The sequence below is a fragment of the Candidatus Binataceae bacterium genome (genome assembly GCA_035650475.1).
Taxonomy (GTDB): Bacteria; Desulfobacterota; Binatia; order Binatales; family Binataceae; genus JAKAVN01.
Genome location: DASRHP010000009.1, coordinates 90900 through 116004 on the forward strand (window position 1 = coordinate 90900; position 25105 = coordinate 116004).

General features: G+C 67.5%; 24 protein-coding genes and 1 tRNA gene. 13 read left to right on the top strand and 12 right to left on the bottom strand.

The window, feature by feature from the left end:
• Positions 1-5 precede the first annotated feature (5 nt).
• Positions 6-395, top strand: a complete 390-nt coding sequence (gene secG / locus VFB33_06650; GenBank protein HZO81359.1) for a preprotein translocase subunit SecG — start codon at positions 6-8, stop codon at positions 393-395.
• A 53-nt stretch (positions 396-448) separates the two neighbouring features.
• Positions 449-535 (top strand) — tRNA-Leu (locus tag VFB33_06655).
• On the opposite strand, the gene VFB33_06660 is transcribed toward VFB33_06655, so the two are convergent.
• Positions 514-1539 carry a radical SAM protein gene (locus VFB33_06660; protein HZO81360.1) on the bottom strand — a complete coding sequence of 342 codons (1026 nt, stop codon included), beginning with the start codon at positions 1537-1539 and terminating at the stop codon, positions 514-516. The genes VFB33_06655 and VFB33_06660 overlap by 22 nt on opposite strands.
• 184 nt (positions 1540-1723) lie before the next feature.
• Here VFB33_06660 and VFB33_06665 point away from each other — a divergent pair, with 184 nt between their 5' ends.
• Positions 1724-2185 carry a universal stress protein gene (locus VFB33_06665; protein HZO81361.1) on the top strand — a complete coding sequence of 154 codons (462 nt, stop codon included), beginning with the start codon at positions 1724-1726 and terminating at the stop codon, positions 2183-2185.
• A 15-nt stretch (positions 2186-2200) separates the two neighbouring features.
• On the opposite strand, the gene VFB33_06670 is transcribed toward VFB33_06665, so the two are convergent.
• Complete coding sequence (locus VFB33_06670; protein HZO81362.1) at positions 2201-3229, bottom strand: hypothetical protein; 1029 nt, start codon at positions 3227-3229, stop codon at positions 2201-2203.
• Positions 3230-3446: 217 nt separating this feature from the next.
• A complete protein-coding gene (locus VFB33_06675; GenBank protein HZO81363.1) occupies positions 3447-4367 on the bottom strand; it encodes a methionyl-tRNA formyltransferase in 921 nt (306 codons plus the stop codon).
• A 177-nt stretch (positions 4368-4544) separates the two neighbouring features.
• On the opposite strand from VFB33_06675, the gene VFB33_06680 reads away from it, so the two are divergent.
• Positions 4545-5381, top strand: coding sequence for an enoyl-CoA hydratase-related protein (locus VFB33_06680; protein ID HZO81364.1), 837 nt, complete (start codon positions 4545-4547; stop codon positions 5379-5381).
• Between the two features lie 94 nt (positions 5382-5475).
• Here the strand turns inward: VFB33_06680 and VFB33_06685 are convergent, their stop codons facing one another.
• Entirely contained in the window at positions 5476-6804 is a 1329-nt protein-coding gene (locus VFB33_06685; GenBank protein HZO81365.1) for an alkaline phosphatase family protein, read from the bottom strand.
• A gap of 99 nt (positions 6805-6903) precedes the next feature.
• Between VFB33_06685 and VFB33_06690 the strand changes: the two genes are divergently transcribed.
• The gene (locus VFB33_06690) at positions 6904-8736 is read left to right on the top strand and encodes an alkaline phosphatase family protein (GenBank protein ID HZO81366.1); all 1833 of its coding nucleotides are present in this window, start codon (positions 6904-6906) and stop codon (positions 8734-8736) included.
• A gap of 34 nt (positions 8737-8770) precedes the next feature.
• Here the strand turns inward: VFB33_06690 and VFB33_06695 are convergent, their stop codons facing one another.
• On the bottom strand, positions 8771-10069 hold the full coding sequence (locus VFB33_06695; GenBank protein ID HZO81367.1) for an MFS transporter: 1299 nt from the start codon (positions 10067-10069) through the stop codon (positions 8771-8773).
• 110 nt (positions 10070-10179) lie between these two features.
• Between VFB33_06695 and sppA the strand changes: the two genes are divergently transcribed.
• Positions 10180-11931: a signal peptide peptidase SppA gene (gene sppA, locus VFB33_06700; protein ID HZO81368.1), complete on the top strand. Its 1752-nt coding sequence runs from the start codon at positions 10180-10182 to the stop codon at positions 11929-11931.
• A gap of 62 nt (positions 11932-11993) precedes the next feature.
• A complete protein-coding gene (locus VFB33_06705; protein HZO81369.1) occupies positions 11994-12410 on the top strand; it encodes a DUF6306 domain-containing protein in 417 nt (138 codons plus the stop codon).
• Here the strand turns inward: VFB33_06705 and VFB33_06710 are convergent.
• The 4 genes from VFB33_06710 to VFB33_06725 all read right to left on the bottom strand — a co-directional run bounded on the left by VFB33_06710 (position 12407) and on the right by VFB33_06725 (position 14948).
• Positions 12407-12676, bottom strand: a complete 270-nt coding sequence (locus tag VFB33_06710) for a hypothetical protein (protein HZO81370.1) — start codon at positions 12674-12676, stop codon at positions 12407-12409. The genes VFB33_06705 and VFB33_06710 overlap by 4 nt on opposite strands.
• Positions 12677-12727: 51 nt before the next feature.
• On the bottom strand, positions 12728-13999 hold the full coding sequence (locus VFB33_06715) for a CoA transferase (GenBank protein ID HZO81371.1): 1272 nt from the start codon (positions 13997-13999) through the stop codon (positions 12728-12730).
• Between the two features lie 142 nt (positions 14000-14141).
• Positions 14142-14636, bottom strand: coding sequence for a Fur family transcriptional regulator (locus tag VFB33_06720; protein HZO81372.1), 495 nt, complete (start codon positions 14634-14636; stop codon positions 14142-14144).
• A 15-nt stretch (positions 14637-14651) separates the two neighbouring features.
• Positions 14652-14948: a hypothetical protein gene (locus VFB33_06725; GenBank protein ID HZO81373.1), complete on the bottom strand. Its 297-nt coding sequence runs from the start codon at positions 14946-14948 to the stop codon at positions 14652-14654.
• A 66-nt stretch (positions 14949-15014) separates the two neighbouring features.
• Between VFB33_06725 and VFB33_06730 the strand changes: the two genes are divergently transcribed.
• Positions 15015-15851 (top strand): universal stress protein, encoded by an 837-nt coding sequence (locus VFB33_06730; protein HZO81374.1) that lies wholly within the window; start codon positions 15015-15017, stop codon positions 15849-15851.
• Positions 15852-15959: 108 nt separating this feature from the next.
• Here VFB33_06730 and glmS read toward each other — a convergent pair whose 3' ends face one another.
• The 3 genes from glmS to VFB33_06745 all read right to left on the bottom strand — a co-directional run bounded on the left by glmS (position 15960) and on the right by VFB33_06745 (position 19689).
• Positions 15960-17795, bottom strand: a complete 1836-nt coding sequence (gene glmS / locus VFB33_06735) for a glutamine--fructose-6-phosphate transaminase (isomerizing) (GenBank protein ID HZO81375.1) — start codon at positions 17793-17795, stop codon at positions 15960-15962.
• An 85-nt stretch (positions 17796-17880) separates the two neighbouring features.
• Positions 17881-19323 (bottom strand): bifunctional UDP-N-acetylglucosamine diphosphorylase/glucosamine-1-phosphate N-acetyltransferase GlmU, encoded by a 1443-nt coding sequence (gene glmU, locus VFB33_06740; protein ID HZO81376.1) that lies wholly within the window; start codon positions 19321-19323, stop codon positions 17881-17883.
• Between the two features lie 69 nt (positions 19324-19392).
• Positions 19393-19689, bottom strand: a complete 297-nt coding sequence (locus VFB33_06745) for a hypothetical protein (GenBank protein ID HZO81377.1) — start codon at positions 19687-19689, stop codon at positions 19393-19395.
• Positions 19690-19793: 104 nt separating this feature from the next.
• On the opposite strand from VFB33_06745, the gene VFB33_06750 reads away from it, so the two are divergent.
• The 5 genes from VFB33_06750 (at position 19794) to VFB33_06770 (ending at position 25081) form a co-directional block, all read left to right on the top strand.
• Positions 19794-20696, top strand: coding sequence for a tyrosine recombinase XerC (locus VFB33_06750; GenBank protein ID HZO81378.1), 903 nt, complete (start codon positions 19794-19796; stop codon positions 20694-20696).
• A complete protein-coding gene (gene hslV, locus VFB33_06755) occupies positions 20683-21237 on the top strand; it encodes an ATP-dependent protease subunit HslV (protein ID HZO81379.1) in 555 nt (184 codons plus the stop codon). The genes VFB33_06750 and hslV overlap by 14 nt, the downstream gene beginning before the upstream one ends.
• A 63-nt stretch (positions 21238-21300) precedes the next feature.
• Complete coding sequence (hslU, locus tag VFB33_06760; GenBank protein HZO81380.1) at positions 21301-22671, top strand: ATP-dependent protease ATPase subunit HslU; 1371 nt, start codon at positions 21301-21303, stop codon at positions 22669-22671.
• Between the two features lie 116 nt (positions 22672-22787).
• The gene (gene argB, locus VFB33_06765) at positions 22788-23639 is read left to right on the top strand and encodes an acetylglutamate kinase (protein ID HZO81381.1); all 852 of its coding nucleotides are present in this window, start codon (positions 22788-22790) and stop codon (positions 23637-23639) included.
• A gap of 239 nt (positions 23640-23878) precedes the next feature.
• Complete coding sequence (locus tag VFB33_06770) at positions 23879-25081, top strand: acetylornithine transaminase (GenBank protein ID HZO81382.1); 1203 nt, start codon at positions 23879-23881, stop codon at positions 25079-25081.
• The last annotated feature ends 24 nt before the right edge of the window (positions 25082-25105 follow it).

The window sequence follows — 25105 nt, forward strand, 5'->3', positions numbered from 1 at the left end:
TTCGGATGGTTACGGCCGTAATCGCGGTCCACGTCATAATCTGCATCGCGCTGGTCGTGGTGATCCTGCTCCAGCAGGGCAAGGGCGCCGAGATCGGCGCGGTCTTCGGCGGCTCCAGTCAGACCGTCTTTGGCGCCAGCGGCGCGGGCAACGTGCTGACCAAGACAACGTGGGCGATGGCCGCGGTGTTCTTCGCGACCTCGATCTTTCTCGCCTACGCTTCGGCCCGGCGGATCACGGGCAGCATTTTCGGCTATGGCGGCCGGAGCCTGATGAGCAAGAAGGTCACGGTACCGGCGGCGCCTCCGCTGCCGTCAGCGCCGGCCGCTCCGAAGGCGCCGGTACAGGGCGCGCCCGGTGCTCCCGCCCAGAGCGCCCCGCAGCCGAAGCACTAACGCCCCGGTCTGGGCAGCGCCGAGGAAAGGCGGCCGCGAGCGCGGCAATCAGTGCGCGGGTGGTGGAACAGGCAGACACGCGAGTTTGAGGGGCTCGTGGTAGAAATACCGTGCGGGTTCAAGTCCCGCCCCGCGCACCACCAACCAAACCAATAGGCGCGGCCTCTTTTGGCGCTCGTCGCATCCCGAGTGCGAGCTGCGTGCCGTGCGCCGTCGCGGCCATCGCGGCGGCGCGCTCCAGTTCGGTGCGGCGCTCGCGATGGCCGACCGTGAAACCGTACTTCGCGCGCATCCGGTCGAACAGCGCTCCCAGATACTCGTCGTATGCCCGCGGCGCATAGACCGCGCGTGCGTAGAACTCGTCGATCCGCGGCGCGACCTCGGGAAACTGCTGCTTGACGAACGGGATGAAGCGCGCGGCGGCAGACGGTTTGAGAAATAGCGAGCGCCACCAGACCTCGCTTGCGCCGGCGCGCCGCGCCGCGCGAATTACGGCTTCGATCGCAGCCGGCGCGTCGCTCAGGCCCGGAATCACCGGCATCATCAGCAGGTTACATCGGATGCCCGCACGGCTGAGCACGGCGAGCGCGCGCAGGCGCAACTCCGGGCGCGGCGCGCGCGGCTCGAGCGCGCGCTGGAGGCGGCGATTTAGCGTGACCAGCGAGAAGTTGACGCTGAGGTTCGAGCGCTCGTTGATCCGAAGCAGCAGGTCGAGGTCGCGCGCCACCAACGCCGACTTGGTCGTGATCGAGAGCCGCAGGCCGCCGAGCTGCGTGAACACCTCAAGCATCGAGCGCGTAAGCCCGAACTTGCGCTCGGCCGGCTGATAGGGATCGGTGGCGGTCCCGATTGCGATCGGGTCGGAACCGATTGGCGTGCGCGCCAACGTATGCGCAAGGACCTGCGCGGCCATCCGCTTGACGAAGATCCGGCGTTCGAAATCCATCGGGTCGCGCAGTTCGAGGAACTCGTGGGTGTAGCGCGCGTAGCAGTAGGCGCATCCGAACTCGCATCCCCGATACGGATTGATCGTCCACCGAAACGGCATCTGCGGATTCTGGCAGCGGTTGAGGATGGTGCGCGTGGGCATCTCGACGAACTCGACGTCGCGCAACGCCGCCACCCCTGCACCCTGAGGTTTCACGAACAGCTGCGCGTGGGTGGGCTCCATGGCGATGATTTTCGCCTTCTCTTCGCTTTAATGTCAAGAGCGTGCAGTCACCCCCTTGGAACAATGGCCACTGCGGAATCGCGGCGGTTGACCGATGATCCGAGTCGCAATAAACAGGAAAAAACCGACGTCAGCCTTGGGTGTAAGGAGAGGGTCGATGTCCTACCCGTTCAAGAAGATTCTGTGCCCGGTGCAGTTCGACGACCCCGAGTTCGTTGCGCTCGGGCTGGCGAAGCAGATTGCTCGCGACAGCGGCGGCACGATTTACCTGCTGCACGTGGTGCCGATAATCCCCGCGATTGGCGAGCCCGAGACCGGGGTTACAGTCCATGCGCGCGCTGAGGACGACGCCCGCAAGCGGCTCCAGGAAGTAGCCGACCGCCAGCTAACCGGGCTCAAGTCCGAAATTCTGACCCGGGTGGCTGGCCCGGGCGAAACCGCCAAGGCGGTGCTGGAGGCGGCCGGCGACGTCGACGCCGACCTCATCGTGATGAAGACGCACGGGCGGCAGGGCCTTGCCCACTTCATCATGGGCAGCGTAGCCGAACAGGTCGTGCGCCAGGCGCACTGCGCGGTGTTGACGCTTACCTCGACGGCCAAACAGCGCCATGCCCGCTAGGCGGGCCGCGGCGCGCTATGGCAGCGGCGCGAGGTCGTAGGCCGAGGGCAGATGGCGGGCAACGACCCGGGCGCCGGCGCCGTGCGGCTGGACGCGAATCACGCTGCCGTCGGTAGTAACCGCGAAAAAGCCGCCATCGTTCTCCGGATCGCGCCGAAACCGCATCACCATCGAGCGCTCCGGCATGATCGGACCCTCCGCGCCCAGCGGCGCGAAGCTCATCCCATAATCGACGCTGTGAAAAATCAGCGCGTCGGCGCCAGCCGGTCCTGCCGACCAGAACGGCGGTGGTCCCGCTGCCGCCGCAGTGTAGATTTCCTGGGGCTCGCCCGGTGCGACGAACAGCGGCACCGTGTACGTGCGGGTCAGCCCTCGTTTGCTCTGACGCCATGAGCCGCCGCGGTTTTCCGAGAGGTAGAAGCCGTTGCCGGTGGTCGCGTAGAGCCGGCGCGGATTCTGCGGATCGACCGCCAGGCAGTGCACGTCCTCGTAGATCGCATTGTTGAGCAGCTCGAAACTCTCGCCGCGGTCGCGCGAGCGCGCGACGCCGCCTTCTTCAATCCCGATATAGATAGTCGCGGGCTCGCGCGGATCGAATTCTATCGCGCGGACGTGCGGGATGTGCGGGGGCGGCGGAAAGCTCCAGCGGTCGCGTCCGGGCAGCTTCAGAAAGCTTGAGCACTCGCGGAAGCTCCGCCCGTGGTCGCGGCTATGCAGCAGGCGCGCATGCGAAGTCCCGATGAACAGTTCGCCCGGCGCGTCGGGCGCTGTTGCCACCGCCCAGACGTCCTCGGTGCGCGCAAGGCCGGGCGTGATATCGGCCCATGTGCGCCCGCCGTCGACCGAGCGCGCTAGCGTGCCCTTGCCGCGCGCGGCGCCCATGTGCGCGTGGTCCACCGCGCCGGCGTAGATCACGCCCGGGTCGCGACAATCCTGCGCCATGCACCACACCGAGGACGGATCGGCCAGGGCGAGAAGCGGCGTGCCTCTGCGCTCGGCGTCGAGGATGACGATGCCTTTCGCCGTACCCACGCACAGTTTCATCTGCCTTCCTCCCCGTGCGCCGCGATGATGGCTGGCCCGGGATGCGCGCGGCCCGGGACTAATCGCGGCGCGCTCCTCCACCGGCGCGCGCATAAGGTGCATCGATCCTAGGACGCAAATTGTCGAAAAGCATCACCGTCGCGGCGTCGGCGGACCGTCGGAATCATTGAGGGTTTGGGCTGGATGGCGAAAATTGCGTGGATAAGCCGACAGTTGCTCATTCGAGCCGCATCGCGCGCGCGATCCGACCGCTGCCGGCGAGCTCCAGCGGCGCGACTTTTTTCGGACTCGAGTCAAAGCGTGCTCGCCGTATCGTGATCGTCCCGCCGCGTGCAGCAACCCGCATGCCGGCCGCGTCGATCGACAGGATCGTCCCGGGCGCGCATCGCGTATGCTCGGCGTCGAGCAGCGGCTCGTACAGGCGCAGCCGTTCGCCGCCCAGGCTGGCGTAGGCGCCGGGCTGCGGATCACATCCGCGAATCAGGTTATGCACCTCACGCGCGGTGCGGCTGAAATCGACCCGCGCATGTTCGTCGCGGCATGGCGGTTCGTAGGTCGCACGGGCTTCGTCCTGCGGCGTCGCGGGGGCATGGCCACCCTTGATCATCTCGACGGCATCGACCAGCGTCTCGATTCCAAGCGGGAACAGCCGGTTGAAGTAGAGCGAGCCGACGGTGTCATCGTCGCGAATCGGCTCGCTGCGCTGGATCAGAATCGGGCCGGTGTCGATTCCCTTGTCGGGCCAGAACCAGGTTACGCCGGTGACCGGGTCGCCCTGGATGATCGCCCAGTTGATAGCACTGGCGCCGCGATGGCGCGGCAGGAGCGAGGGATGGAAGCAGATCGTCTTGTGGCGCGGCGCGTAAAGCACTCGCTCGGGCACGATCAGCGTGACGAAGGCCATCACCGTCAGGTCGACGTCGAGCGTGCGGAACTGCTCGTACACCTCGTCGGTTTTGAAGCTGGCGGGCTGGCTGAGGGGCAAGCCCAGGGCGAGCGCCTTGGTCTTGAGCGGATCGGGGCGGCCACCTGCGACGTCGGGCGGCGCGAAGACGTGAACGATCTCCTCGCCGCGCGCGTGGAGCACCTCCAACGCGCGCTCGGCAAACGCCGCCTGCCCGATGAGCGCGATGCGCACCTCTTTAGACCTCCGCCGCCGCGATTTCCAGCACGAGGCCAAGCTACCAAATCGAGCAACGGCAGGCACGCGCGCGCCGCCGCCGCCGCGCGCATCGGTCCACAGCGGCGCGCGCATTGGCGCGGCGGGGCGCTCCCGATGTATAGGTGAGCCAAACCGAGGCCGGAGGTAATCGCGATGCCGGACTACAGCCGCTACGAGTTCATCAAGGTGGAGAAAGCCGAGCGCGTCGCCACCGTGACGCTCAACCGCCCCGACCGTCTCAACGCCGTCAACCCGGGGCTCCACCACGAACTGATGACGATCTGGAACGATCTTGCCGAGGACCGCGAGGTTAACGCGATCATCCTGACCGGCGCCGGACGCGCCTTCTGCGCCGGTGGCGACGTGAAGGGGATGGCTTCGCGCTCCAGCGGCGACAAAGAAAAGTCCGCGCAGGAGAGCGCCGCCGAGTCCCGCCGCCACAACCTCGTCACCCCAGCCGAGGCCCGCCGGATCGTGCAGAACATGCTCGACGTCGAGCAGCCGATCATCGGCGCGATCAACGGCGACGCGGTCGGGCTCGGCGCGACGATCGCGCTGCTGTGCGACATCATCGTGGCCTCCGAGAAGGCGCGCTTCGCCGACACCCACGTGCGCGTGGGAATCGTCGCCGGCGACGGCGGCGCGGTGATCTGGCCGCTGTTGATCGGTCCCGCGCGCGCCAAGGAATTCCTGATGCGCGGCCATTTCGTCAATGGCGCCGACGCCTACAAGATGGGGCTGGTCAATTACGCCGTGCCGCCCGAGCAGGTGATGTCCCGGGCGCGCGAGCTGGCGCAGGAGCTGGCTGATGGTCCGACCTGGGCGATTCGCTGGAGCAAGCTCGCCGTCAACAAGTGGCTCAAACAACAGACCAACCTGATCCTCGACGCCTCGCTGGCTTACGAGATGGTGACCTTCACCACCGAGGACCATCGCGAGGCTGCGCGCGCCTTCGTCGAGAAGCGCAAGCCGCGCTACCACGGGGCGTGAGGCGAACGGCCGCGGCGCCCAGGTCGGCGACTTCCAGGCGGCGCGAATCCAGCTTGCGACCGGTTCGACGACGCACCTGATGCGCTGAGCTGCCTTAGAGCAGGTGCCAGTCGGCGAGCCTGCGTTTGATCGCGTCGGTGCCGGCCGCGGCGGTGCGAATCTCGCCCAGCGCGTTATGGAAGGCGCGCCCGTTGGGTGAGAGCTCAGCCCCGTAGGGCGTGGGCGGCATCGCCGCCGGCGACGCGCCGAGATGGCCGGGGACTTGCGGCAGACCAGGCCGCGGGCTCGTTCGCGTCAGTGCTTTGGCCAGACTCTCAAATGGCGTGCGCGCCGCGACGTCGGCCGAGTAGTCCTTACCCGGCGTGAACTTGTCCGCGAGCATCTTGAGGATCGAGGTGTGATCGAGTTGGCCCGAGTGCGGGGCGCCTGCTTCCACAAACGGCGAGACCAGCAGCGCCGGGACGCGCACGCCGGAGGTCGTGAACGGCGCGTACGGCTCGCGGTGATTCTGCGGCGTCGTGAACTCGACCGGGCGCACGTGGTCGAAAAACCCTCCGTGCTCGTCGTAGGTGATGACGAGTAGCGAGCGCGACCATGCCTCGGGGTTCGCGGTCACCGCGTCGTATACGCGCCAGAGGAATGACTGACCCGCGGTCACGGGCGTCACCGGATGGTCGTCGTCACCGGAGTCGAGATGCAGGCAGCTGTAAGTCGGCTCGATGAAGATGACCCGGGGGAAGTCGGCGGCGGACGAGGTGACCAGGTCCTTCTTGAGATGTCCAAAGCCGCGAAACTGGCGGCCCGAGTCGTTGAAGAAAATTCGATCGCGCACCTTGGACATCAGGGTGAAAAACGGCAGCGCTTCCGAATATACCCGCCACGACACACTGTTCCGGTCCAGCCAGTCGTACACCATGTCTTGGTCTTCCAGGAGCGGCCAGGCCGCGGTGTAGTCGCGCAGCGCATACCCGCTCATCGCGACCAGCCGATTGGGCTGGGTGCTCGTCGGTAGCGCGGCGAACCAGTGGTCGCAGACACAGTAGTTCTGGGCGAGGAACTGCATCGTCGGCAGCTCCGCCTGCGTGTAGAAGCCCATCACCGTGCCATAGTCGCGCGGTTGCACCCGGTGCCCGCTCGCGTAGCTCTTGACGAAGCCGTCCATCGCGATCGGAGTGCCGATCTGAACTGCCATGTCCTTGCGCTCGTGTGGCGGATCCACGGGCACCGCAGGGTCGGTGCGATGCTGCGGCGTGTAGGTCACGCCCTCGAAGACATTGTGAAAGTCGCACTGCCAGGCCTGCTTTATTCCATCCACTGGCTGGTTGTACGGCGGTAGGCTGAGATAGCCGAGCATGTGGTCGAAGGAGCGGTTCTCCATCATCACGATGAAAATATGGTCGATCTGTTCCAGCGCGGTCGCCATCGCGTCGCCCCCCCTTTCTGAGCGTCGACGGAAAGACTGATCCGGGGTCCCGTGTCCGGTTGACACGTCCCATCGCAGCACAGTTTAGTGGCCGCTGCGATGAAATCCATCCTGACGGCCGTCGCGCGCGTCGCCCCGCGGGCGCTGGCGGCGCTGCTCGCTCTCGCAGTCCTGATTGGCGCGCGCGGCCGTTTTGCCGCAGGCTGGCCGCGGCCGGCGCGGATCTTCGTGCTGATGGTGTGGGACGGGTTGCGGCCCGACATGGTGACCGCCGGGTGGACGCCCAATTTGTTCGCGATCGAGAACGAAGGCGTGCGCTTCGCGCATCATCATTCGGCCTACCCGACAGTCACGATGGTCAACGCGGCGGCGATCGCGCTGGGCGCCGGGCCGGGCCGCACCGGCATCATCGGCGACGACATGTACCTGCGACCGCGGCTGCTCGCCGAAAGGGTCCGTTTTCCCGCCGCCGCGCCGTGGGCGACGCGCCCGGTGGACCTCGAGGACTCGGCGCTCCTCGCGACGCTCAACGGCCCCGCGGCCTTTGCCGGCCGCCTCTTCGGATTCGATACCTTGGCGCAGCAGCTCCGCCGCGCTGGCGGATATCTCGCGATCCTCGGTAAGGACGGACCGACCTTCGTGTTCGACGACAGCGTCACTGGCGAGCCGGCGGCGCGAGGTCCGATCACCGGCCAGGATTACCTTTTCCTGAGCGACAAGCTGGGTGCGCCCGCGCCGCTGGAGGGCGAGCCCGGGGCGGCGCCCCCGATAAGGGCGGGCGCGGGCGCCCTCTCGATCGCGCGCGACGCCTGGTTCACGCGCGTCGCGATCGAGCGCGCACTGCCGGCAGCGAAGAGGGCAGCGCAGGGCGGGCGCCCCGCGCTGATCGTGCTATGGCAGCACAATCCCGACCTCACGCAGCATCGCCGCGGCCTCGGCACGCAAGCCGATATTGACGCGCTGCGCGCGGACGACACGAACCTCGCGGCTCTACGCTCGGCGATCGCAAGCCTGGGCATCGCGGATCGCACGGATCTGATGGTGGTTTCGGACCATGGCTTCGCGACGATCCGCGCCCCGGTGCCGCTCGCGCGGCTGCTCGTCGCGCAGGGGCTCAAGAAATCGTCCGACAGCGACGACGTTATCGTGGTCGCCGACGGCGGCAGCGACCTCGTCTATCTCTCTCGCGCCGCGTTCCCGACGCCCAAGTCGCGTGCCGCGATTCTTCAGAAGATCGTCGATTTCGCCGACACCCAGCCGTGGGTCGGACCAATGTTCACGCGCCAAGAGCCGCATCAAGAGGGCCTGGGCTGGGTCAAAGGCACGTTCGGTCTTGAGGCCGCCGGACTTGCCGCGGGCGACGGCGCGCCCGACCTCGTGCTTTCGTTTCGCGAGCTGTCCGACGCGGACAACCGCGCGCTCACCGGCCCTGGCGATCCGATCTATACGTTCGACTCCCATGACGAGCGGCGTGTCCTTTCGGGCAACCGCTCCGCTCCGCTGGTGGTGCCGATCAAGGGTGTAATCTACGCCGACAACGGCCGCTCACCGTACACGACGGGGATGGGGATGCACGGGGCGGCAGGCGCGCGCGAGCTGCATAACTTCTGCGCCGCGGTCGGGCCGGACTTCCGCCGCCACTTCGTCGATCAGTACCCCACTGGCAACGTTGACCTGCGGGCGACGATCGCACGCGTGATCGGGTTGTCGGGGGGCGACGCTCCGCCCCGCTCGGGAGCCGGACGTTCGCTGGACGAGGCGCTCGCGGGCGGCCGTTTCGACGGCTCCACGAGCGAGCGTCGGCTCTCGGTCAGCCGCAGTCTGCCGGCGATGGAAACCACGACAACGCTGGAGTTTGCCGAGTTGGCCGCGGGTGGCCTGAGCTGGTCGTATCTCGATGGGTCGAGCGTCGCGCAGCGCGCGGCGCCCTAGCGCGGTTGCGCAAGCGCGCCTGCCGCGATCGCTGTCAATCGGCGGCCGAGGCGAGCGCCTCGTCGAGCCCGGTAATCACGCGCCCGCGCGTTTCGGGAATCAGCCAGATCAGGATCGCGCCGACGGCGGAGAAGGCCGCGCCGATTGCGAGCGCCGCGCCGAAGCCGATCGAGCGGCTGAGCAGCGCGATCGCCATCGGAGTAAAGAATTGCAGCCCGCGGGTGACGTTGAGCAGCACGCCGAGCGCCGAGTTGCGCACTTTGGTCGGCAGCAGCTCGGAAACGATCGGCCCCACTCCCGACCAGATGCCCGTGCCGACTCCCGCGAATACCATCGCGCCCGCCACCAGTCCTGGCACGCCGCTCGCCCAGGGCCACAGAATCGTTGGCGGCAACAGCCCGATCGCCATCATCGCGGCGAAGGCCGAGAACACCGGGCGGCGGCCGAAGCGGTCGGCGAGCATGCCGAAGCTTGCGTAGCCGACCACGGCGCCCGCCTGCATCCCCATCATCAGATGGCTCGCTGCGCGGCTCCCGAGATGGCGCGTCAGTTCCAGGTAGCCGGGCATCCAACTGTATGTGAACCAGTAGGCCTCGGAGTTGACCCAGATCACGAAGAACAGCAGCGCCATCACGCCCGCGTACGGTCTCAGCGCGCGCAGCTCGGCGCGCGTCAGCCATTCGCCGCCGCCCATCCGTTGCCGCCAGACGTCGCTCTCCGGCAGCCATCGCCAGACCGCCGCCGCGACCGCGAACGCCGGCACCGCCGAGAGCGCGAACGTCGCGCGCCATCCGATCGCCGGCGCGGCGTAGCCCGCGAGCAGCGCGGCGAGGAAGACACCCAGCGGCGCGCCCACCTGCACGTAGGCCGCATAACGCGCGCGGCGCTGGGGCGGCACGCTTTCCGCGACCAGGCTCTGCCCAGCCGCCCATTCGCCGCCAATTCCCACGCCGGTCAGCGAGCGGAAGATCAGCAGATGGGTCAGGGTGAAGCTCGCAGCGCACAGCAGCGTGCCTGCGCCGTAGATCAGGACGGTTGCGATGATCGTCGGGCGCCGCCCGAAGCGATCGCCGATAAAGCCGAAGAGCAGCCCGCCCAGCGCCGTCATCAGCAGCGACGTGCCCAGCGCGAACGATGCCTCCAGTGTGCCGAGATGGAGGTCGCGCGCGATCGGCACCATCAGGAACGAGTAGAGAATGAGATCGTAGAAATCAAAGATCCAGGCGAAGAAGCACAGCGCGACGATCCGGTAATGCGCCGGTCCCATCGGCTGCTCGCTGAGCAGCGCCGCCGGCGCGGCGCCCGCCACGATTGCGCCTGAGTCCTGCCGCACTGGTCCCCCTCGCGTGGTTATGGTTGGCTATCATCGGGGTTCACCCCCATGGTTTTCAAGAGAGGCGCGGCCGCGCGGCGGACGCCGCAACGCCACAACGGAGGACTGCGATGCTCAGACGGATGCTTCGGTACCTGGTGCGGGTCGTCGCGCTGCTCGTCGCACTGGCGATCATTGGCCATCTCGCCGACTGGTGGTCGCATCGCGTGGCGCCCGGTTCGGTGCTCGTGCTCAAGGTCAAGGGCCCGGTGATCGAGCGCGGCAGCGTGGGGTTCCGCGGCTTGCTGGCGGCGCGCGAGACGCCGCTCAACGTGGTGCGCCGCGCGCTCGACGAGGCGGCGCAGGATCCGCGGATCGTGGGGCTGGCGGTCAAGATCACCGACCCCCAGATGGAGTTCGCGCAGGCGCAGGAGCTGTGCGGGCTGATCGCCAATTTCGACGGGCACCATAAGTGGACCGCGGCCTATCTCGAAACCGCGGGCGAATTCGGTTCGGGCAACCTGCCCTACCTGGTGGCGAGCGCGGCGGACGAAGTCTCGATGATGCCGCAGGGCGAGATCGATCTGACCGGGGTGAGCATGCGCGAGGTGTTCGCGCGCGGGCTGCTCGACAAGCTCGGCGTGCGCCCCAACTTCGCCGCGATCGGCAAGTACAAGAGCGCCGCCAACGTCTTCACGGAGAAGGATTTCACCCCCGCCCAGCACGAGGAGGACGACGCGCTGGTCGGCGACCTCTTCGGCCAGATCGTCGATACCGCCGCGCGCGAACGCCATCTCGAGGCGGCGCAAATCCGCGCGCTCATCGACCAGACGCCGCTCACCGCGCGGGCTGGGCTGAAGGCCCATCTCGTCGACCGGCTGGAATACGCCGATCAGTTCAGCGACCGCATCAAGGAGTACCGCGGCCATCATCATAAGCTCATCGATTACACCGCCTACGCGCAGGTCCCGCTGATCCCACACGTCGGGAGTGAGCAGAAGATCGCGGTGGTGTACGCCGACGGCGCGATCCAGCGCGGCGAGGGCGGTTTCGACCCGCTGCTCTCGCCCGGCGGCAACGCGGTCGGCTCGAACGAGCTGGTCGCGGCGCTCGACCGCGCGCGCAACGACGACTCGGTGCGCGGGGTGGTGCTGCGGATCAATTCGCCCGGCGGCTCGGTGATCGGTTCCGAGCTGATCCGGCGCGCGGCCGAATTGTTGGCCAACGACAAGCCGCTGGTGGTCAGCATGTCGGGCTACGCGGCCTCGGGCGGCTATTGGATCGCGACGCCGGCGGCACGGATCTTGGCTGAGCCGGGCACGGTGACCGGCTCGATCGGCGTGCTCGGCGGTAAGTTCAACATCGCGCCGATGATGACTTCGATCGGGGTCAACAGTGGCGCGATTTCGCGCGGCGCCAACGCCTCGATGTTCGACGCGTTCACCGATTTCACCCCCGCCCAGCAGCAGCAGTTCCAGAACCAGATCCTGGGCGACACCTACCGCTATTTCGTCTCGCTGGTCGCGCGGCGGCGCAAGCTCAGTCCGGCGCGCGTCGATCAGATTGCGCAGGGCCGGGTGTGGAGCGGCGAACAGGCGGTCAAGCTCAAGCTTGCCGACGGGCTCGGCGGCCTGGATGCGGCGATCAAGGCCGCGCGCGAGCTGGCCAAGATCCCCGAGGGCGTGCCGCTGGCGACGCTCGAGCTACCCGAGCAGCCGAACCTGCTGAGCGCGCTGATGCAGGGCAAAGTCGGCGGCGCAAGCGCGCTCGGGCTTGACGTCTCGCCGCGCCTGCGCGCCGCGTTGTGGCTGCTCGACGCGGCGGTCGAGCGGCGCAACGGTCTCATCCGTGCCGCGCTCTGCCCGGTCGCGCCGGTGCTGTGAGCGCCGCGGTTTGGCGCGCGCAATCGGCCTGTGCAAGGATCGCGGTTGGAGGAGTTTCAGCGATGGACGCGCAACTCGAGAGCTTTCTCAACATCCTGGGCGAGGCCGAGCGCGCCGGCGGGCGCGTGCTGCACGAGCTGACTGCCGAGGCGCGCTCGCCCGAGCTTCGCGAGCTGCTCAAGAAGACCGGCCATGACGAGGGCTATTGGGCGGGCGAGCTCGGCGCGCACGTGCGGCGGCTGGGCGGCGCGGCCTCCAACAAGACCGGTGACTTCGTCGAGAAAGTGCGCGCGGTGGGCGACTTCCGCGGCAAGCTGGAGCTGCTCAACCGCGGCCAGCGATGGGTGATCCGCAAGATCGAAGAGAACCTGCCGACGATTTCCGATCCTGACCTGCGCGGCTTCCTCGCCGTGATGGCCAAGGGCCATCACATGAACATCGGCGCGGTCGAGGACGCGCTCAAAGAGGGGCTGCTCTAGCCGGCGGACTTCACGGTTCCCACCGCTGCCCGTACGCTGCGCAGCAGTCGCGCCGATTCGGCGGGCGTGTTGACCGGATAGCGTTCGAAGTCGCCGTCGCACTTGAGGTCGGCAAAAAACCCCGTCGGATCTTCGTGGAAATGGAGAAAGGCGGTCGCGCCGCAATAGAAAACTCCGCGCTTGCGCTCGACTAGACCGGGGATGGCGCGGAGTTCTTTCAGCAGCGGCTGCAAAGCGTCGAGCGCCCGTTGCCCTGCATGCTTCATCGCCTGCGGCCGGGGGCTGACATGGCCGGTCCACTCCACTGCAAAAGGGGCTTACCCCTGATGTGACGGGATAACCACGTTGGCGGCGGCGACCTTTTCCTTGTCGGCGCCGCCGCCGCGCAGCAGCACGCCCTCGGCGTAGAGCGTGGCGATCTCGCCATCCGACAGCCCCAGCATCTCGCGCATCACGTCCTCGTTGGCTTCGCCCAGACGCGTGGCCCTGATCTCCGGCCGGCCCTGCCAGTCGGAGAACTTCACCGGCATCCCGGGGATGTCGAACTCACCGAGTTCGGCGTCGCGCACGCGGCGGATCGTCCTGCGCTCGCGCAGATGCGGATGCCCCATCGCCTCTTCGAGCTTGAGCACCGGCGCGCACGGCACGCGCTCGCGGTCGAGGATTGCGACCGCCGAGTCGCGGTCAGGAAAGCCGCCGAGCCATCGCTCGATAATCTCGCGCAGCGCCTCCTTGTTCTTCACCCGCCGGCTGTTGGTCGAAAAGCGCTCGTCGGTGACCAGCTCCGGCATCCCCATCGCGCGCGCCAAGCGGGGAAACTCGTGCTGCTGGACGATCAGCATCACGTAGCCGCCGTTGGCCTTGTACACGCCGCACGGCTGGCCCGCCGGATGTAGCGAGCCGGCGCGATTTGGATGGTAGCGGCCGGGGCGCAGCGAGAGCACAGGCACCAGCAGCTCGTGCATGTGGAAGTAGGTGTCCATCAGGGAGGCGTCGATATACTGGCCCTTGCCGGTGCGCTCGCGCGAAAGCAGCGCGAAGCCGACCGCCATTGCCGCCGCGACGCCGGTCGAGATGTCGCCGATCGCCATCGTGGGCACGATCGGCGCGCGGTCGGGCTCACCGAGCAGGTCGGTCACGCCGGCGAGCGAGGAGCCGATGAAGTCGTAGCCCGGGCGGCGGCTGAGCGGTCCGGTCTGTCCAGCCGCCGAGATCGAGCACATGACCAGCCGCGGACTGATGGCCGACAGCGCCTCGTAGCCGAAGCCCATATCCGCGATCACGCCGGGGGCGAAGTTCTCCACCACAACGTCGATCTTCGGGATCATCGCGAGCAGCAGTTCCTTGGCGCGCGGCTTGCGCAGGTCGATCGCCAGGCTGCGCTTGCCGTGGTTGTGCTGGAAGTAGTAGCTGCTCATTCCGTCCTTGACGATGCCCAGCGCACGGACGTGATCGCCCTCCAGCGAGCGCTCGACCTTGATAACGTCGGCGCCGAGTTCGCCCAGGATGCGGGTGCAGGTCGGGCCTGCCACATAATGGGTGAAGTCGAGAACGCGGAACCCCTCGAGCATCTGCGGCTGCTTGTCCATCAGCGATCCTCCCGGAAGGTGGCGATGCGGCCGCCGCGGCCGGATCCGCCCGGGCGCAATGATACAAAGGTGCACCCCGCGATGTCCAAGGCGGCGGGTCAATAGCGCCGCCAGAGGCCGGCCACTCAGATGGAAACTGGAGCTAACCTGGGCGCGCGCGGCAGTCGGGGCACAGCCCGTAGAGTTCCATCTTATGGCGGGTCAGTGTGACACCGAGCTCGCGCGCGACTGCCTGCTGCTGGCGCTCGATCGCGTCGTTGTGGAACTCGATGATCCTGCCGCAGCGCTCGCAGATGAAGTGGTCGTGATGGTTGCCGCCGGCGGCCTCGTAGCGCGCCTGGCCTTCCTCGAAGTGGCGCTCGTAGAGCAGGTCGCACTCCTTGAGCAGGCGCAGGGTGCGGTAGATGGTGGCGTAGCCGACGTGCGGGTTGACCTTCTTGACCTCGGCGTAAAGCTCCTCGGCGCTGATATGGCGGCCGAGGTCGAAGAAGACGCGCGCGATGTCGTCGCGCTGGCCGGTGGACTTGAGCCCGCGCTCCTTGAGCCGCGCGTGAAAGACGCCGAGCCGCTGCTCGGCCTGGCCGGTCGGCGGATGGCTGACGACGGTGCGCGCGGTGCCTTCCTCGAGGCGTGGCATGGCGAAGGTTAAGGGCTAGCCCGGCGCGCCGCCGTCCTGGAGCAGCCGCCGCGCGGCGGGCGATAGATAGAGCGCTTCGAGGTCACGCTCGCGCAGTGCCTCGAGCAGGACTTCGAGCTGTTCGGCGGGCGGCTGAGCGGAATCGAGGATGACGAGGTCTTTTTCGCGCAGGCGGCAAGCGCCGCCGCGCGCGCGGTAGCCGACCTCGCGCAGCAGCCGTTCGCGGCGGACCTTAAGTCCCACCCGTTCGGCTGCCTCGGCCAGTTCTTCGACCAGGCTTGCGATTCGCGCTCCGCCCCGTGCCTCGCCCATCCGGAACACCCCTTGTGACAGCCCTATACGCGTGATATCGCGGTCCTGACGGCGGAGGCCGCGCCGATGATCAAACGCATCCTGGTCGGCATCGACACCTCCGAGCACTCGCGCGTCGCTCAGGCCTACGCCTTCGCGCTGGCGCGCCGCCTTGGCGCCACCCTCATCGGATTGCACGTCGTTGACATCGTCTCGATCGAGGGTTCGTTTTTCCATGATATCTCAGGCTCACTCGGACTTGAACCCTATCTCGACTTCTCCTCAAAGATGCGCGAGGTGCTGACCGCGCGCGGGCGCGCGGTGGTCGAGCAGTTCTGCGAGGCCGCGCGGCGCGAGAACCTTGCGGCGGAGCCAATGCTCGATATGGGCGTGGTGGCCAACCAGATATGCGAACGCGCCAAGGGCGCCGACCTCGTCGTGATTGGCCATCGCGGCGTGCACGAGCGCTTCTCCACTGGTCTGCTGGGTTCAACCGCCGAGAGTGTTGCGCGCAAGAGCCCGCGCCCGCTGTTCGTCTCGCCGATGCGCCTGCGCGAGATTCGCACGCTCGCGCTCGCCTACGATGGCAGCGAGCGCGCGTCCAAGGCGATGCGCGCGGCGGCGGAATTTGCCACCGAGCTGGGCGCGCCGCTGCGCGTGATCACCGTCGCGCGCGACGCGCGGCTGGGTGAACGCACGCTCGACGAGGCGCGCCACTATCTCGAGCCGTACGCGCTCAAGGCCTCGTTCAAGCTGCTCGCCGGCCACGCCCACGAGGAGATCGTGCGTTTCCTGAGCGAGAGCGAAACCGACCTGCTGTTCATCGGCGCTTACGGGCACAGCCGGATAATCGAGATGGTGCTTGGCTCGACCACCGAGTACGTGCTGCGCAACGCCCCTTGCCCGGTGTTCCTGTCGCGTTAGTTTCCTTGTCTGCTGTCATGCGGCGCGCGTGGGGGCGCGCCAGCAACTCCCGATCCAAATAAGCAGGCGGGCATGGCAGTCAGCGCCACCGGATGATTGTGCCCACCCCTACTCGACGGTGACCGACTTGGCGAGATTGCGCGGCTGGTCGACGTCGGTGCCGCGGTACACCGCGATATGGTAGGCGAGCAGTTGCAACGGCACCGTGGTCAGCACCGGCATCAGCATCCGATGCGTGCTCGGGACCTCGATTATCTCCCACGCCACCTCTTCCAGTTCGGGCGTCGGATGGTCGGTGACGGCGATGATGCGGCCATTGCGCGATTCAACCTCTTTCAGGTTCGAGAGCGTCTTTTCGTACACCGAGTCGCGCGGGATGATCACCACCACAGGCATCTCTTCGTCGATCAGCGCGATCGGCCCGTGCTTCATCTCGCCAGCCGAGTAGCCTTCGGCGTGAATGTAGGAGATCTCCTTGAGCTTGAGTGCGCCCTCCAGCGCAACCGGATAGTTGATGCCGCGGCCGAGGTAGAGAAAGTCGCGCGCCTTGCCGTACTTGCGCGCGATCCGCTCGATCTGCCGCTCGCGCCGCTCGAGCACTTCTTTGATTTGGGCCGGGATCGCGAACGCCGGCTGAAGCATCGTGTTGACTTCGCTCTCGCTCAGCCGCCCCAGGCGCGCGGCCAGATGGATCGCGAAGAGGTAGAACGCCTCGATCTGAGTCAGGAAGCACTTGGTAGTGGTGACGCTGATCTCGGGGCCGCAGCGGGTGTAGAGCTGAGCGTCGGCCTTGCGCGCGATCGAGGAATCGACGGTATTGGTCAGCGCCAGCAGATGGCATGCGCGCCGTCGCCCCTCCTCCATTGCGGCCAGCGTGTCCGCGGTCTCGCCCGACTGCGAAACCGCGATCATCATCGTGCGCGCGTCGATCGGCGGGCGGCGGTAGCGGAACTCGGCCGAGTAGTCGACCTCGACCGGTATTCCGCACAGTTCCTCGATCATGAACTTGCCGATGAGCGAGGAGATCCACGAGGCGCCCGCGCTGACCATCACGATCCGCCCGATCGCTTCCGGCCCGGCCGGAGGCAGAAGCTCGCCTTCAAAGCGCACCGCGCTCGAAGCGGCGGTCGCGCGCCCGCTCAGCGTATCGATCCAGGCCTGCGGCTGTTCGGCGATTTCCTTGCGCAGGTAATGTTGAAAGCCGCCTTTGGTCGCGGCGACCGCGTCCCATTCGATCTGCCGCGGCACGCGCTCGACCGCCGCGCCGTCGAAGGTCATCAGACGCACGCTGGCGGGCCCGACTTCGGCCAGCTCGCCGTCTTCGAGCACCAGGGTCTGGCGCGTATGGCCGAGGATCGCCGGGATGTCGGAGGCCACGAAGTTCTCGCCCTTGCCGAGGCCGAGGACCAGCGGCGTCGCGGTCTTGGCCGCGACCAGCTTGTCGGGTTCGGTCTCCGACAGCACGACGATCGAGAACGAGCCGCGCAGTTGTCGCACCGCCTGGCGCACGGCCTCGGTCAGCCCGTCGCCAGCGCGCACGCGCTCCTCGATTAGATGCGAGATCAGCTCGGTGTCGGTTTCCGAGCGCAGCTTATGGCCGCGCGCGACCAGGGCGGCGCGCAGCTCGACGTAGTTTTCGACGATTCCATTGTGAATTACGGCGACCGGGCCGGCCTTGTGCGGATGGGCGTTCTCCTCGGAGGGGCGGCCATGAGTCGCCCAGCGCGTATGGCCGATTCCGATCGAACCGCCCAGCGGCGAGCCGTCGAGCGCGCGGCGCAGGTTTTCCAGCTTGCCGACCGCGCGCCGGATGCCCATCCCGGCGCCGTTGGCGATTGTCGCCACGCCGGCCGAGTCGTAGCCGCGATACTCAAGGCGGGCCAGTCCGCCGAGCAGAATCGGCACCGCCTCGCGCGGGCCGACATATCCGATGATTCCGCACATCGCAACGCTCCCGCCTTTCCCGACCCACCTTTAAGTTTGCCGGGCCACAAAGCCTACCGCCAGTGGGCGGGAGATCCTGGCGCGGCTACTCCGAGCCGTCGGATTCGGCGCGGCCGGCATGGCGCCGACGCCATTGCTCGACCCATCCGGGCTTGATGCGCTGCGGATGATGCGAGACGCACAGCGCGCCGTCGGGGATCTCGCGCAGAATCGTGGTGCCGGAGGCGACATAGACGTCGTCGCCCACCTTGACCGGCGCGACGAGCTGGGTGTCGCATCCGACCATGCATCGGCTGCCGATCCGCGTGAGATGCTTGTCGTAGCCGTCGTAGTTGACGGTGATAACGCCGCATCCGATGTTGGTGTCGCTGCCGATCACCGCGTCGCCGAGGTAGCTTAAATGGCTCGCTTTGGTTCCACGGCCGAACCGCGCCTTCTTGGTCTCGACGAAGTTGCCGATACGGTTGCGACCCTCGAGCTCGGTGCCGGTGCGCAGGTTGGCGAATGGCCCGATCTCGCAATCCGGCCCGATCCGGCATTCCTCGGCGCGCACGCCTATCTTGATATGGCATCCGTCGCCGATTTCGACATCGCGCAGCCACGCGGTGCCCTCGATCCGTACGTCGGCGCCGATACGGCTGCGCCCGAGAATTTGCACGTTGGGGCCGATGATCGTGTCGCGCCCAATCTCGACGTGCTCCCCGATATAGGCGCTTGCCGGATCGATGAGGGTGACCCCCGACTCCATCAGCCTGCGGTTAACCGCCGCCCGAATGTCGGCTTCCATCACTGCCATCTCCATCCGTGAATTCACCCCTTCGAACTGCCACGACTCGCCACACAGCCACGCGTGTACAGAAAGCCCTTGGCGCCGAGCGATCGCGACCGCGTCGGTCAGGTAGTACTCGCCCTGCGCATTGTTCGGCTGAAGCTCGTCAAGCAGGGTTCGCAGCGCGTCCGCGCGGGCGAGATAGACGCCGCTGTTGACCTCGCCGATCGCGAGCTCGGCCGGCGTGGCGTCGCGCACCTCGACGATCGCGCGCACCGCTCCTGCCTCGTCGCGGATCACACGGCCATACGGCCCCGGCGGATCCATCATCGTGCTGATGAACGATAGCGGAGCGCCTGAGCGCCGATGCTCGGCGAGGAAGGCCGCGAGCGCCGCCGCGCGCACCCGCGGCATGTCGCCGTACAGGATGAGCACGTCGCCGTCGAAATCCGGGCCCATCGCGGCCAGGCCGCATCGCGCGGCGTCGCCGGTGCCGCGCTGCCCAGGCTGGCGGGCGAAGATCAGATTATCGCTCGGCGCGAACCTGCGCGCGGCGGCGGCGACTTCGTCGGCCAGATGTCCGACGACCACGACCAGCGGCGCGGGCCGCAGCGGCGCCAGCGCACCCATCACCCGCCCGATCATCGGCTCGCCCGCCAGTTCATGCAGCACCTTGGGACGCGCCGAGCGCATCCGCGTGCCCATCCCGGCCGCGAGCACTATCGCCGCGACGCGCTCCATCTCAGCTTTGTTCTCCACGCTCCTGCAGCATCGAAATTCCTTACTGCCCTTGGAATGAGACGGAAACAAGGCGCGCGCGTGTGCCGCTCATGGCTTTTTCTTGAACAGCGCTTCGAGCCGCTCGCGCGCGGCACGCTCGGGTGTCGACTGCGTCGCGGCCAGGCCGCCCGAGCCGACGGCAGGCGCGAAGTATTCGCAGAAGTTGGCGCGCTCCTTGTCCACGACGCGCTCGGCCATCGGCTCGCGGCACTGATTGTTGTAAGCGGGGTCGTAATGTGCGCAGTTACGGCAGACGTGCAGCGGCCGCTCGCATTTCGGGCACTGCTGGCGGAAACCGATTCGTTCGAGCGTCTCGATCCGGGTGCCGCATTTCCAGCAGTTCATGAGCGGGTGAGCGCCCTCCGGGCGGCGATTGCCCCGCGCGCGAAGACCTGCTTTTGCGCATGGGGACTGCTTGCTAGCATAACCTGCGGATTGGACCCGAGTCGATGCTGGCCGAGATAGAGGCGTTCGCGGCCGCGCTGGGCAAGGCTTCGCGCGCTGCCGATCATACGGTCGTGAGCTACCGGCACGACCTCGGCGATTTCCGCCGCTTCCTGGTCGAACGCGGGGCCGCGCTCAGAGCCGGCGGCGAGGAAATCGATCCTGCGGCGATAACCGCGGACCACATCCGCGCTTATCTGTCCGACGCGATGAAGCGACTGCGGCGCAGCAGCGTCCAGCGCAGGCTGTTCGCGATCAAGGCCTTCTTCCGATGGCGCGAAAACGTAGCCGACGCCCCCAGCCCGGCGCGCGCGCTGCGCTCGCCCCGCGTCCCGCGCCGCCTGCCCTCGATCCTGCCCGAAGACGACGTGCGCCGCCTGCTCGAAGCCGACGACGGTAACCGCAGCCCAGCCGCCCTGCGCGACCGCGCCATCCTGGAGACCCTGTACTCCTGCGGCCTGCGCGTGAGCGAGCTGGTCGGGCTCAACTGGCGCGATATCGACGAGGACGTTGGGATGGTGATGGTGCGGTCAGGCAAGGGCAACAAGGATCGCCTGGTGCCGATCGGCGAGCCCGCGCTCGAGGCGCTGCGGACGTGGCGGCGCGCCATGCCGGTGGCGTGGGAGCACGACGGGCCGGTTATCACTAACCTGCGCGGCGGGCGACTGACGACCCGCGCGGTCGAAAACATCCTGGCCCGGCGCATCGTCAGGGTCGGGCTGGACGCCTCGATCACGCCGCACGGCTTGCGCCATTGCTTTGCGACCCATCTGCTCAATGCCGGCGCCGACCTGCGCTCGATCCAGGAGATGCTCGGACACACCAGCCTGGCGACCACCCAGCGCTACACCCACGTCAGCGTCAACCATCTCAAAGAGGTCTACCGCCGTGCCCATCCGCGCGCCTGAGCCCGACAACATCGTGCGCGCGACGACCATCCTGTGCGTGCGTAACGCCGGCCACGTGGTGATGGCCGGCGACGGGCAGGTCAGTGTCGGCCAGACGATCATGAAGCACGGCGCGCGCAAGGTCCGCCGGCTGCACGACGACCAGGTGCTGGCGGGCTTCGCCGGCTCGACCGCCGACGCGCTGACCCTGTTTGAGAAGTTCGAGGCCAAGCTTCAGGAATTCAACGGCAACCTGCGCCGGGCTGCGGTCGAGCTCGCCAAGGATTGGCGCACCGACCGCGTGCTGCGCCGGCTCGAAGCGATGCTGGTCGTGGCCGACCGCGAAAGCTCGCTGCTAATCTCGGGCCTCGGCGACGTGCTGGAGCCCGACGACGGCCTGCTCGCGATTGGCTCCGGCGGCAACTATGCGCTGGCCGCGGCACGCGCCCTGGTCCGCCATGCGCCGGCGATGAGCGCGCGCGCGATCGCAGAGAGCGCGATGCGGGTGGCGGCGGAGATCTGCGTGTACACCAACGATCGGTTTATAATGGAAGAGCTGTGAGGCGCGGGCCGCGCGCGCTGGCGTGCGGGCATGCGCGCAGGATGCGGCCCGGTTGAAGGAGAGATGGCAGGCCCCTACGTGATGACGCCGCGCGAAATCGTCTCGGAGCTCGACCGCTATATCGTCGGCCAGCACGAGGCCAAGCGCGCCGTGGCGATCGCGCTGCGCAACCGCTGGCGGCGGCAGAATGTCGTCCCCGAGTTGCGCGATGAGATCGCGCCCAAGAATATCCTGATGATCGGTCCCACCGGCGTGGGCAAGACCGAGATCGCGCGCCGCCTTGCCCGCCTGGCCCAGGCACCCTTCGTCAAGGTCGAGGCCTCGCGCTACACCGAGGTCGGCTACGTCGGACGCGACGTCGAATCGATGATCCGCGACCTCGCTGAGATCTCGGTCAAGATGGTGCGCGAGGAGGAGCGTGAACGCGTCGCGATCCAGGCGCGCGAGGCGGCCGAGGAGCGCCTGCTTGACATCCTCTATCCGCCGCCGACCAAGGTCCGCCGCGCGGTCGGCATCACGCCTTCCGGCGCTTCCGCGCCCGAGAGCGACTCGCATGCCGAGACGCGCGAGAAGCTGCGCCGCCTGCTGCGCGGCGGTCATCTTGACGAGCGGGAAGTCGAGGTCGAGGTCACCGCGCAGACGACTCCGATGGTCGAGGTGCTGACGCCGCAGGGGATGGAAGAGATGGGCGTGAACATGCGCGAGTTGCTCGGTCAGTTCATGCCCAAGAAGACCAAGCGCCAGAAGGTCAAGGTGCCGCAGGCGCTGGAGCTCCTCACCCAGGAGGAAGCCGCGCGGATGGTCGACATGGAAAAGGTCGCTCACGAGGCGATTCATCGGGCCGAGCAGTCCGGCATCGTCTTCATCGACGAGATCGACAAGATCGCCGGGCGCCAGGCGGCCCACGGCCCCGACGTCTCACGCGAGGGCGTCCAGCGCGATCTGCTGCCAATCGTCGAGGGCTCGACCGTCAACACCAAGTACGGCGCGATCCGCACCGACCACATCCTCTTCGTCGCCTCTGGCGCTTTCCATACCACTAAGCCCTCCGACCTGATCCCGGAATTCCAGGGGCGCTTTCCGATCCGCGTCGAGCTGCGCGCGCTCAGCCGCGACGACTTCATCCGTATCCTCACCGAACCGGAAAACGCGCTGACCAAGCAGTACGTGGCGCTGATGGAAACTGAGCGGGTGCATCTTGGCTTCACCGATGACGGCGTCGCCGCGCTAGCCGAGATCGCCGCCCAGGTCAACGCGCGCTCCGAGAACATCGGCGCGCGCCGGCTCCATACCGTGCTCGAACGGCTGCTGGAGGACCTCTCGTTCAGCGCGCCCGAGCTGGCCGAGCGCACGGTGACGGTCGACAGCGCCTACGTCCATCAGCGGCTTGACCCGATTGTGAAAAACGAGGATCTGTCGCGCTACATCCTCTAGAGCGGGGGGAGTCGCAGCTCGCAGCGGAGGGCGTGCCCCCGCGGCCGACGGGCCGCCCGCGCCGCTGCTCCCCCTGCGGAGAAGCAAAGTTGCAGGACCCAATCGCAAGAGCGTCGGTGCTAGTTGAAGCGCTGCCCTATATCCAGCGCTTCCGGGGCAAGACCTTCGTCATCAAGTACGGCGGTCACGCGATGGAGGCGGCCGAACTGCGCGAGAGCTTTGCTCAGGACGTAGTCCTGCTCAAGACCGTCGGGATCAATCCGGTGGTGGTCCACGGCGGCGGTCCGCAGATAAGCCAACTCATCGCCCGCCTGGGTCTGAAGTCGAGCTTCGTGCGCGGGATGCGGGTGACAGACGCCGAGACGATGGAAGCGGTCGAGATGGTGCTTCAGCGGCTCAACAAGGAGATCGTCGCGCAGATCTCGCGCCATGGCGGCCGCGCGGTGGGGCTCTCGGGCAAGGACGGCGAGCTTATCGTCGCGCGCAAGCTCGAGATGACGGTCAAGGACGAAAGCGGCGCGCCGGCCAAGGTCGATATCGGGCTGGTCGGCGAGGTCGCCGAGATCAACCCGCAGGTGCTGGTGCCGCTGGAGGCCGCGGGTTTCATCCCGGTGATCGCGCCGATCGGCTACAGCCGCGACGGTCAGACCTACAACATCAACGCCGACGTCGCCGCCGGCGATATCGCAGCCGCGCTCGGCGCCGAGAAGCTCATCCTGCTGACCGACGTCGAGGGAATTAAAGACAAAGACGCCAAGCTCGTCTCGACGCTTACCGTGGATGAGGCGAAAGAGATGATCGCCAGCGGCGCGATCAGCGAGGGCATGATTCCGAAGGTCGAATGCTGCATGGCGGCGCTGAGGGCCGGCGTGCGCAAGACCCACGTGCTCGACGGACGCAAGCCGCATGCGGTGCTGCTCGAGATTTTCACCGAGTCAGGAATAGGCACTGAGGTTGTGGCCGAGTGAGGTCGCGGGCGACAAGGCCCGGACGCGAGCGGCCGCTGGCGGCGGCAGCCGCGACATCGGTTTGCACTGTCGGCGGCGGGGTCGGGTGAGGATGCTCAGGTGCGGGACGAGCATTCCGCCGCGCGCTGTGGCATAGAGCTTAGACGGCGTGCGCGCCGGGGCTGCTCGTGGGCGCCGCGCGCCAGCGCCGATTCGTGAGGCGCCGGATACGGCCCGGCCCGGCGGAGGGAAAAGAACGCATGAATAACGCCGAGATCGTCGAACTTGCCCATCAGAACCTGATCAACACCTACGGATGCGTGCCACTGGCCTTCGTGCGCGCCACCGGCGCCTACCTCTATGACGCCGACGGCAACCGCTACCTCGACTTCTTCTGCGGGCTTGCGGTCAACAATCTCGGCCACGGCAACCCACGTGTAGTGCGCGCGATCAAGGAGCAGGCCGAGAAGGTCACCCACGTCTCCAACGTGTTCCATACCGAGCCGATGGCGCGGCTGGCCGCACGCCTGTGCGCGCACTTCGGCGACGGGCGGGTCTTCTTCTGCAACTCGGGCGCCGAGGCCAACGAGGCCGCGCTGAAGCTGGCGCGGCGATGGGGCCACGACCGCGGCGGCGGCCGTTTCGAGGTCATCTCGACGCTCGGTTCCTTCCACGGCCGCACCTTCGGCACGCTGAGCGCGACGGGCCAGGAGAAGTATCATATCGGCTTCCAGCCGCTGGTGCCGGGCTTTCGCCTCGTGCCGTACGACGATGCCGGGGCAATCGAGAAGTCGGTCCACGATGAGACGGTTGCGATCCTGGTCGAGCCGATCCAGGGCGAAGGCGGCGTGGTGATGCCGCACGGTGACTATCTCAAGCGTCTGCGCGACCTGTGCGACCGGCGCAGGCTCCTGCTCATCTTCGACGAAGTGCAGACCGGGATGGGCCGTACGGGCAGGCTGTTTGCCTGGCAGCATGCCGGCGTCAAGCCCGACATCATGACCCTTGCCAAGGCGCTCGGCGGCGGCCTGCCAATCGGCGCCGCGATCGCGAAGGCCGAAATTGCACAAAGCTTCACCCCGGGAAGCCACGGCTCAACCTTCGGCGGCAACCCGGTCTCCTGCGCCGCCGCGCTCGCGGTGCTCGACGCGCTCGAGCAGGACGGCGTGCTCGAAAACGCCACGCAGGTCGGAGCCTACATGCTCGAGCGGCTGCGCAAGTTTGGCAAGGGATGCAGCCGGGTCAAAGAGGTGCGCGGCCTCGGGATGATGATCGGCATTGTACTCAAGGGCGAGGCCAAGAGCGCCGCCGACGCTTGCATCCGCCAACGGCTGCTGGTCAACGCCACCGCCGATAACGTGCTCCGCCTGCTGCCTCCGCTGACGCTCACCCGTGACGAGGCCGAGGCCGGGCTGGCGATAATCGAACGCGCGCTGTCGGCCGGAACCACGGCTGCAGGATGAGTGCGGCGGGCAAGGCAGGGCAGG

What these genes read in the sequence shown, in the direction of transcription:
- VFB33_06680 (HZO81364.1), top strand. Translation starts at nt 4,545, where the DNA reads ATGCCGGACTACAGCCGCTACGAGTTCATCAAGGTGGAGAAAGCCGAG.
- VFB33_06705 (HZO81369.1), top strand. Translation starts at nt 11,994, where the DNA reads ATGGACGCGCAACTCGAGAGCTTTCTCAACATCCTGGGCGAGGCCGAG.
- VFB33_06730 (HZO81374.1), top strand. Translation starts at nt 15,015, where the DNA reads ATGATCAAACGCATCCTGGTCGGCATCGACACCTCCGAGCACTCGCGC.
- glmS (HZO81375.1), bottom strand. Translation starts at nt 17,795, where the DNA reads ATGTGCGGAATCATCGGATATGTCGGCCCGCGCGAGGCGGTGCCGATT.
- VFB33_06690 (HZO81366.1), top strand. Translation starts at nt 6,904, where the DNA reads ATGAAATCCATCCTGACGGCCGTCGCGCGCGTCGCCCCGCGGGCGCTG.
- VFB33_06670 (HZO81362.1), bottom strand. Translation starts at nt 3,229, where the DNA reads ATGAAACTGTGCGTGGGTACGGCGAAAGGCATCGTCATCCTCGACGCC.
- VFB33_06720 (HZO81372.1), bottom strand. Translation starts at nt 14,636, where the DNA reads ATGCCACGCCTCGAGGAAGGCACCGCGCGCACCGTCGTCAGCCATCCG.
- secG (HZO81359.1), top strand. Translation starts at nt 6, where the DNA reads ATGGTTACGGCCGTAATCGCGGTCCACGTCATAATCTGCATCGCGCTG.
- VFB33_06770 (HZO81382.1), top strand. Translation starts at nt 23,879, where the DNA reads ATGAATAACGCCGAGATCGTCGAACTTGCCCATCAGAACCTGATCAAC.
- VFB33_06715 (HZO81371.1), bottom strand. Translation starts at nt 13,999, where the DNA reads ATGGACAAGCAGCCGCAGATGCTCGAGGGGTTCCGCGTTCTCGACTTC.
- VFB33_06665 (HZO81361.1), top strand. Translation starts at nt 1,724, where the DNA reads ATGTCCTACCCGTTCAAGAAGATTCTGTGCCCGGTGCAGTTCGACGAC.
- VFB33_06725 (HZO81373.1), bottom strand. Translation starts at nt 14,948, where the DNA reads ATGGGCGAGGCACGGGGCGGAGCGCGAATCGCAAGCCTGGTCGAAGAA.
- VFB33_06750 (HZO81378.1), top strand. Translation starts at nt 19,794, where the DNA reads ATGCTGGCCGAGATAGAGGCGTTCGCGGCCGCGCTGGGCAAGGCTTCG.
- hslU (HZO81380.1), top strand. Translation starts at nt 21,301, where the DNA reads ATGGCAGGCCCCTACGTGATGACGCCGCGCGAAATCGTCTCGGAGCTC.
- VFB33_06710 (HZO81370.1), bottom strand. Translation starts at nt 12,676, where the DNA reads ATGAAGCATGCAGGGCAACGGGCGCTCGACGCTTTGCAGCCGCTGCTG.
- VFB33_06745 (HZO81377.1), bottom strand. Translation starts at nt 19,689, where the DNA reads ATGAACTGCTGGAAATGCGGCACCCGGATCGAGACGCTCGAACGAATC.
- sppA (HZO81368.1), top strand. Translation starts at nt 10,180, where the DNA reads ATGCTCAGACGGATGCTTCGGTACCTGGTGCGGGTCGTCGCGCTGCTC.
- VFB33_06685 (HZO81365.1), bottom strand. Translation starts at nt 6,804, where the DNA reads ATGGCGACCGCGCTGGAACAGATCGACCATATTTTCATCGTGATGATG.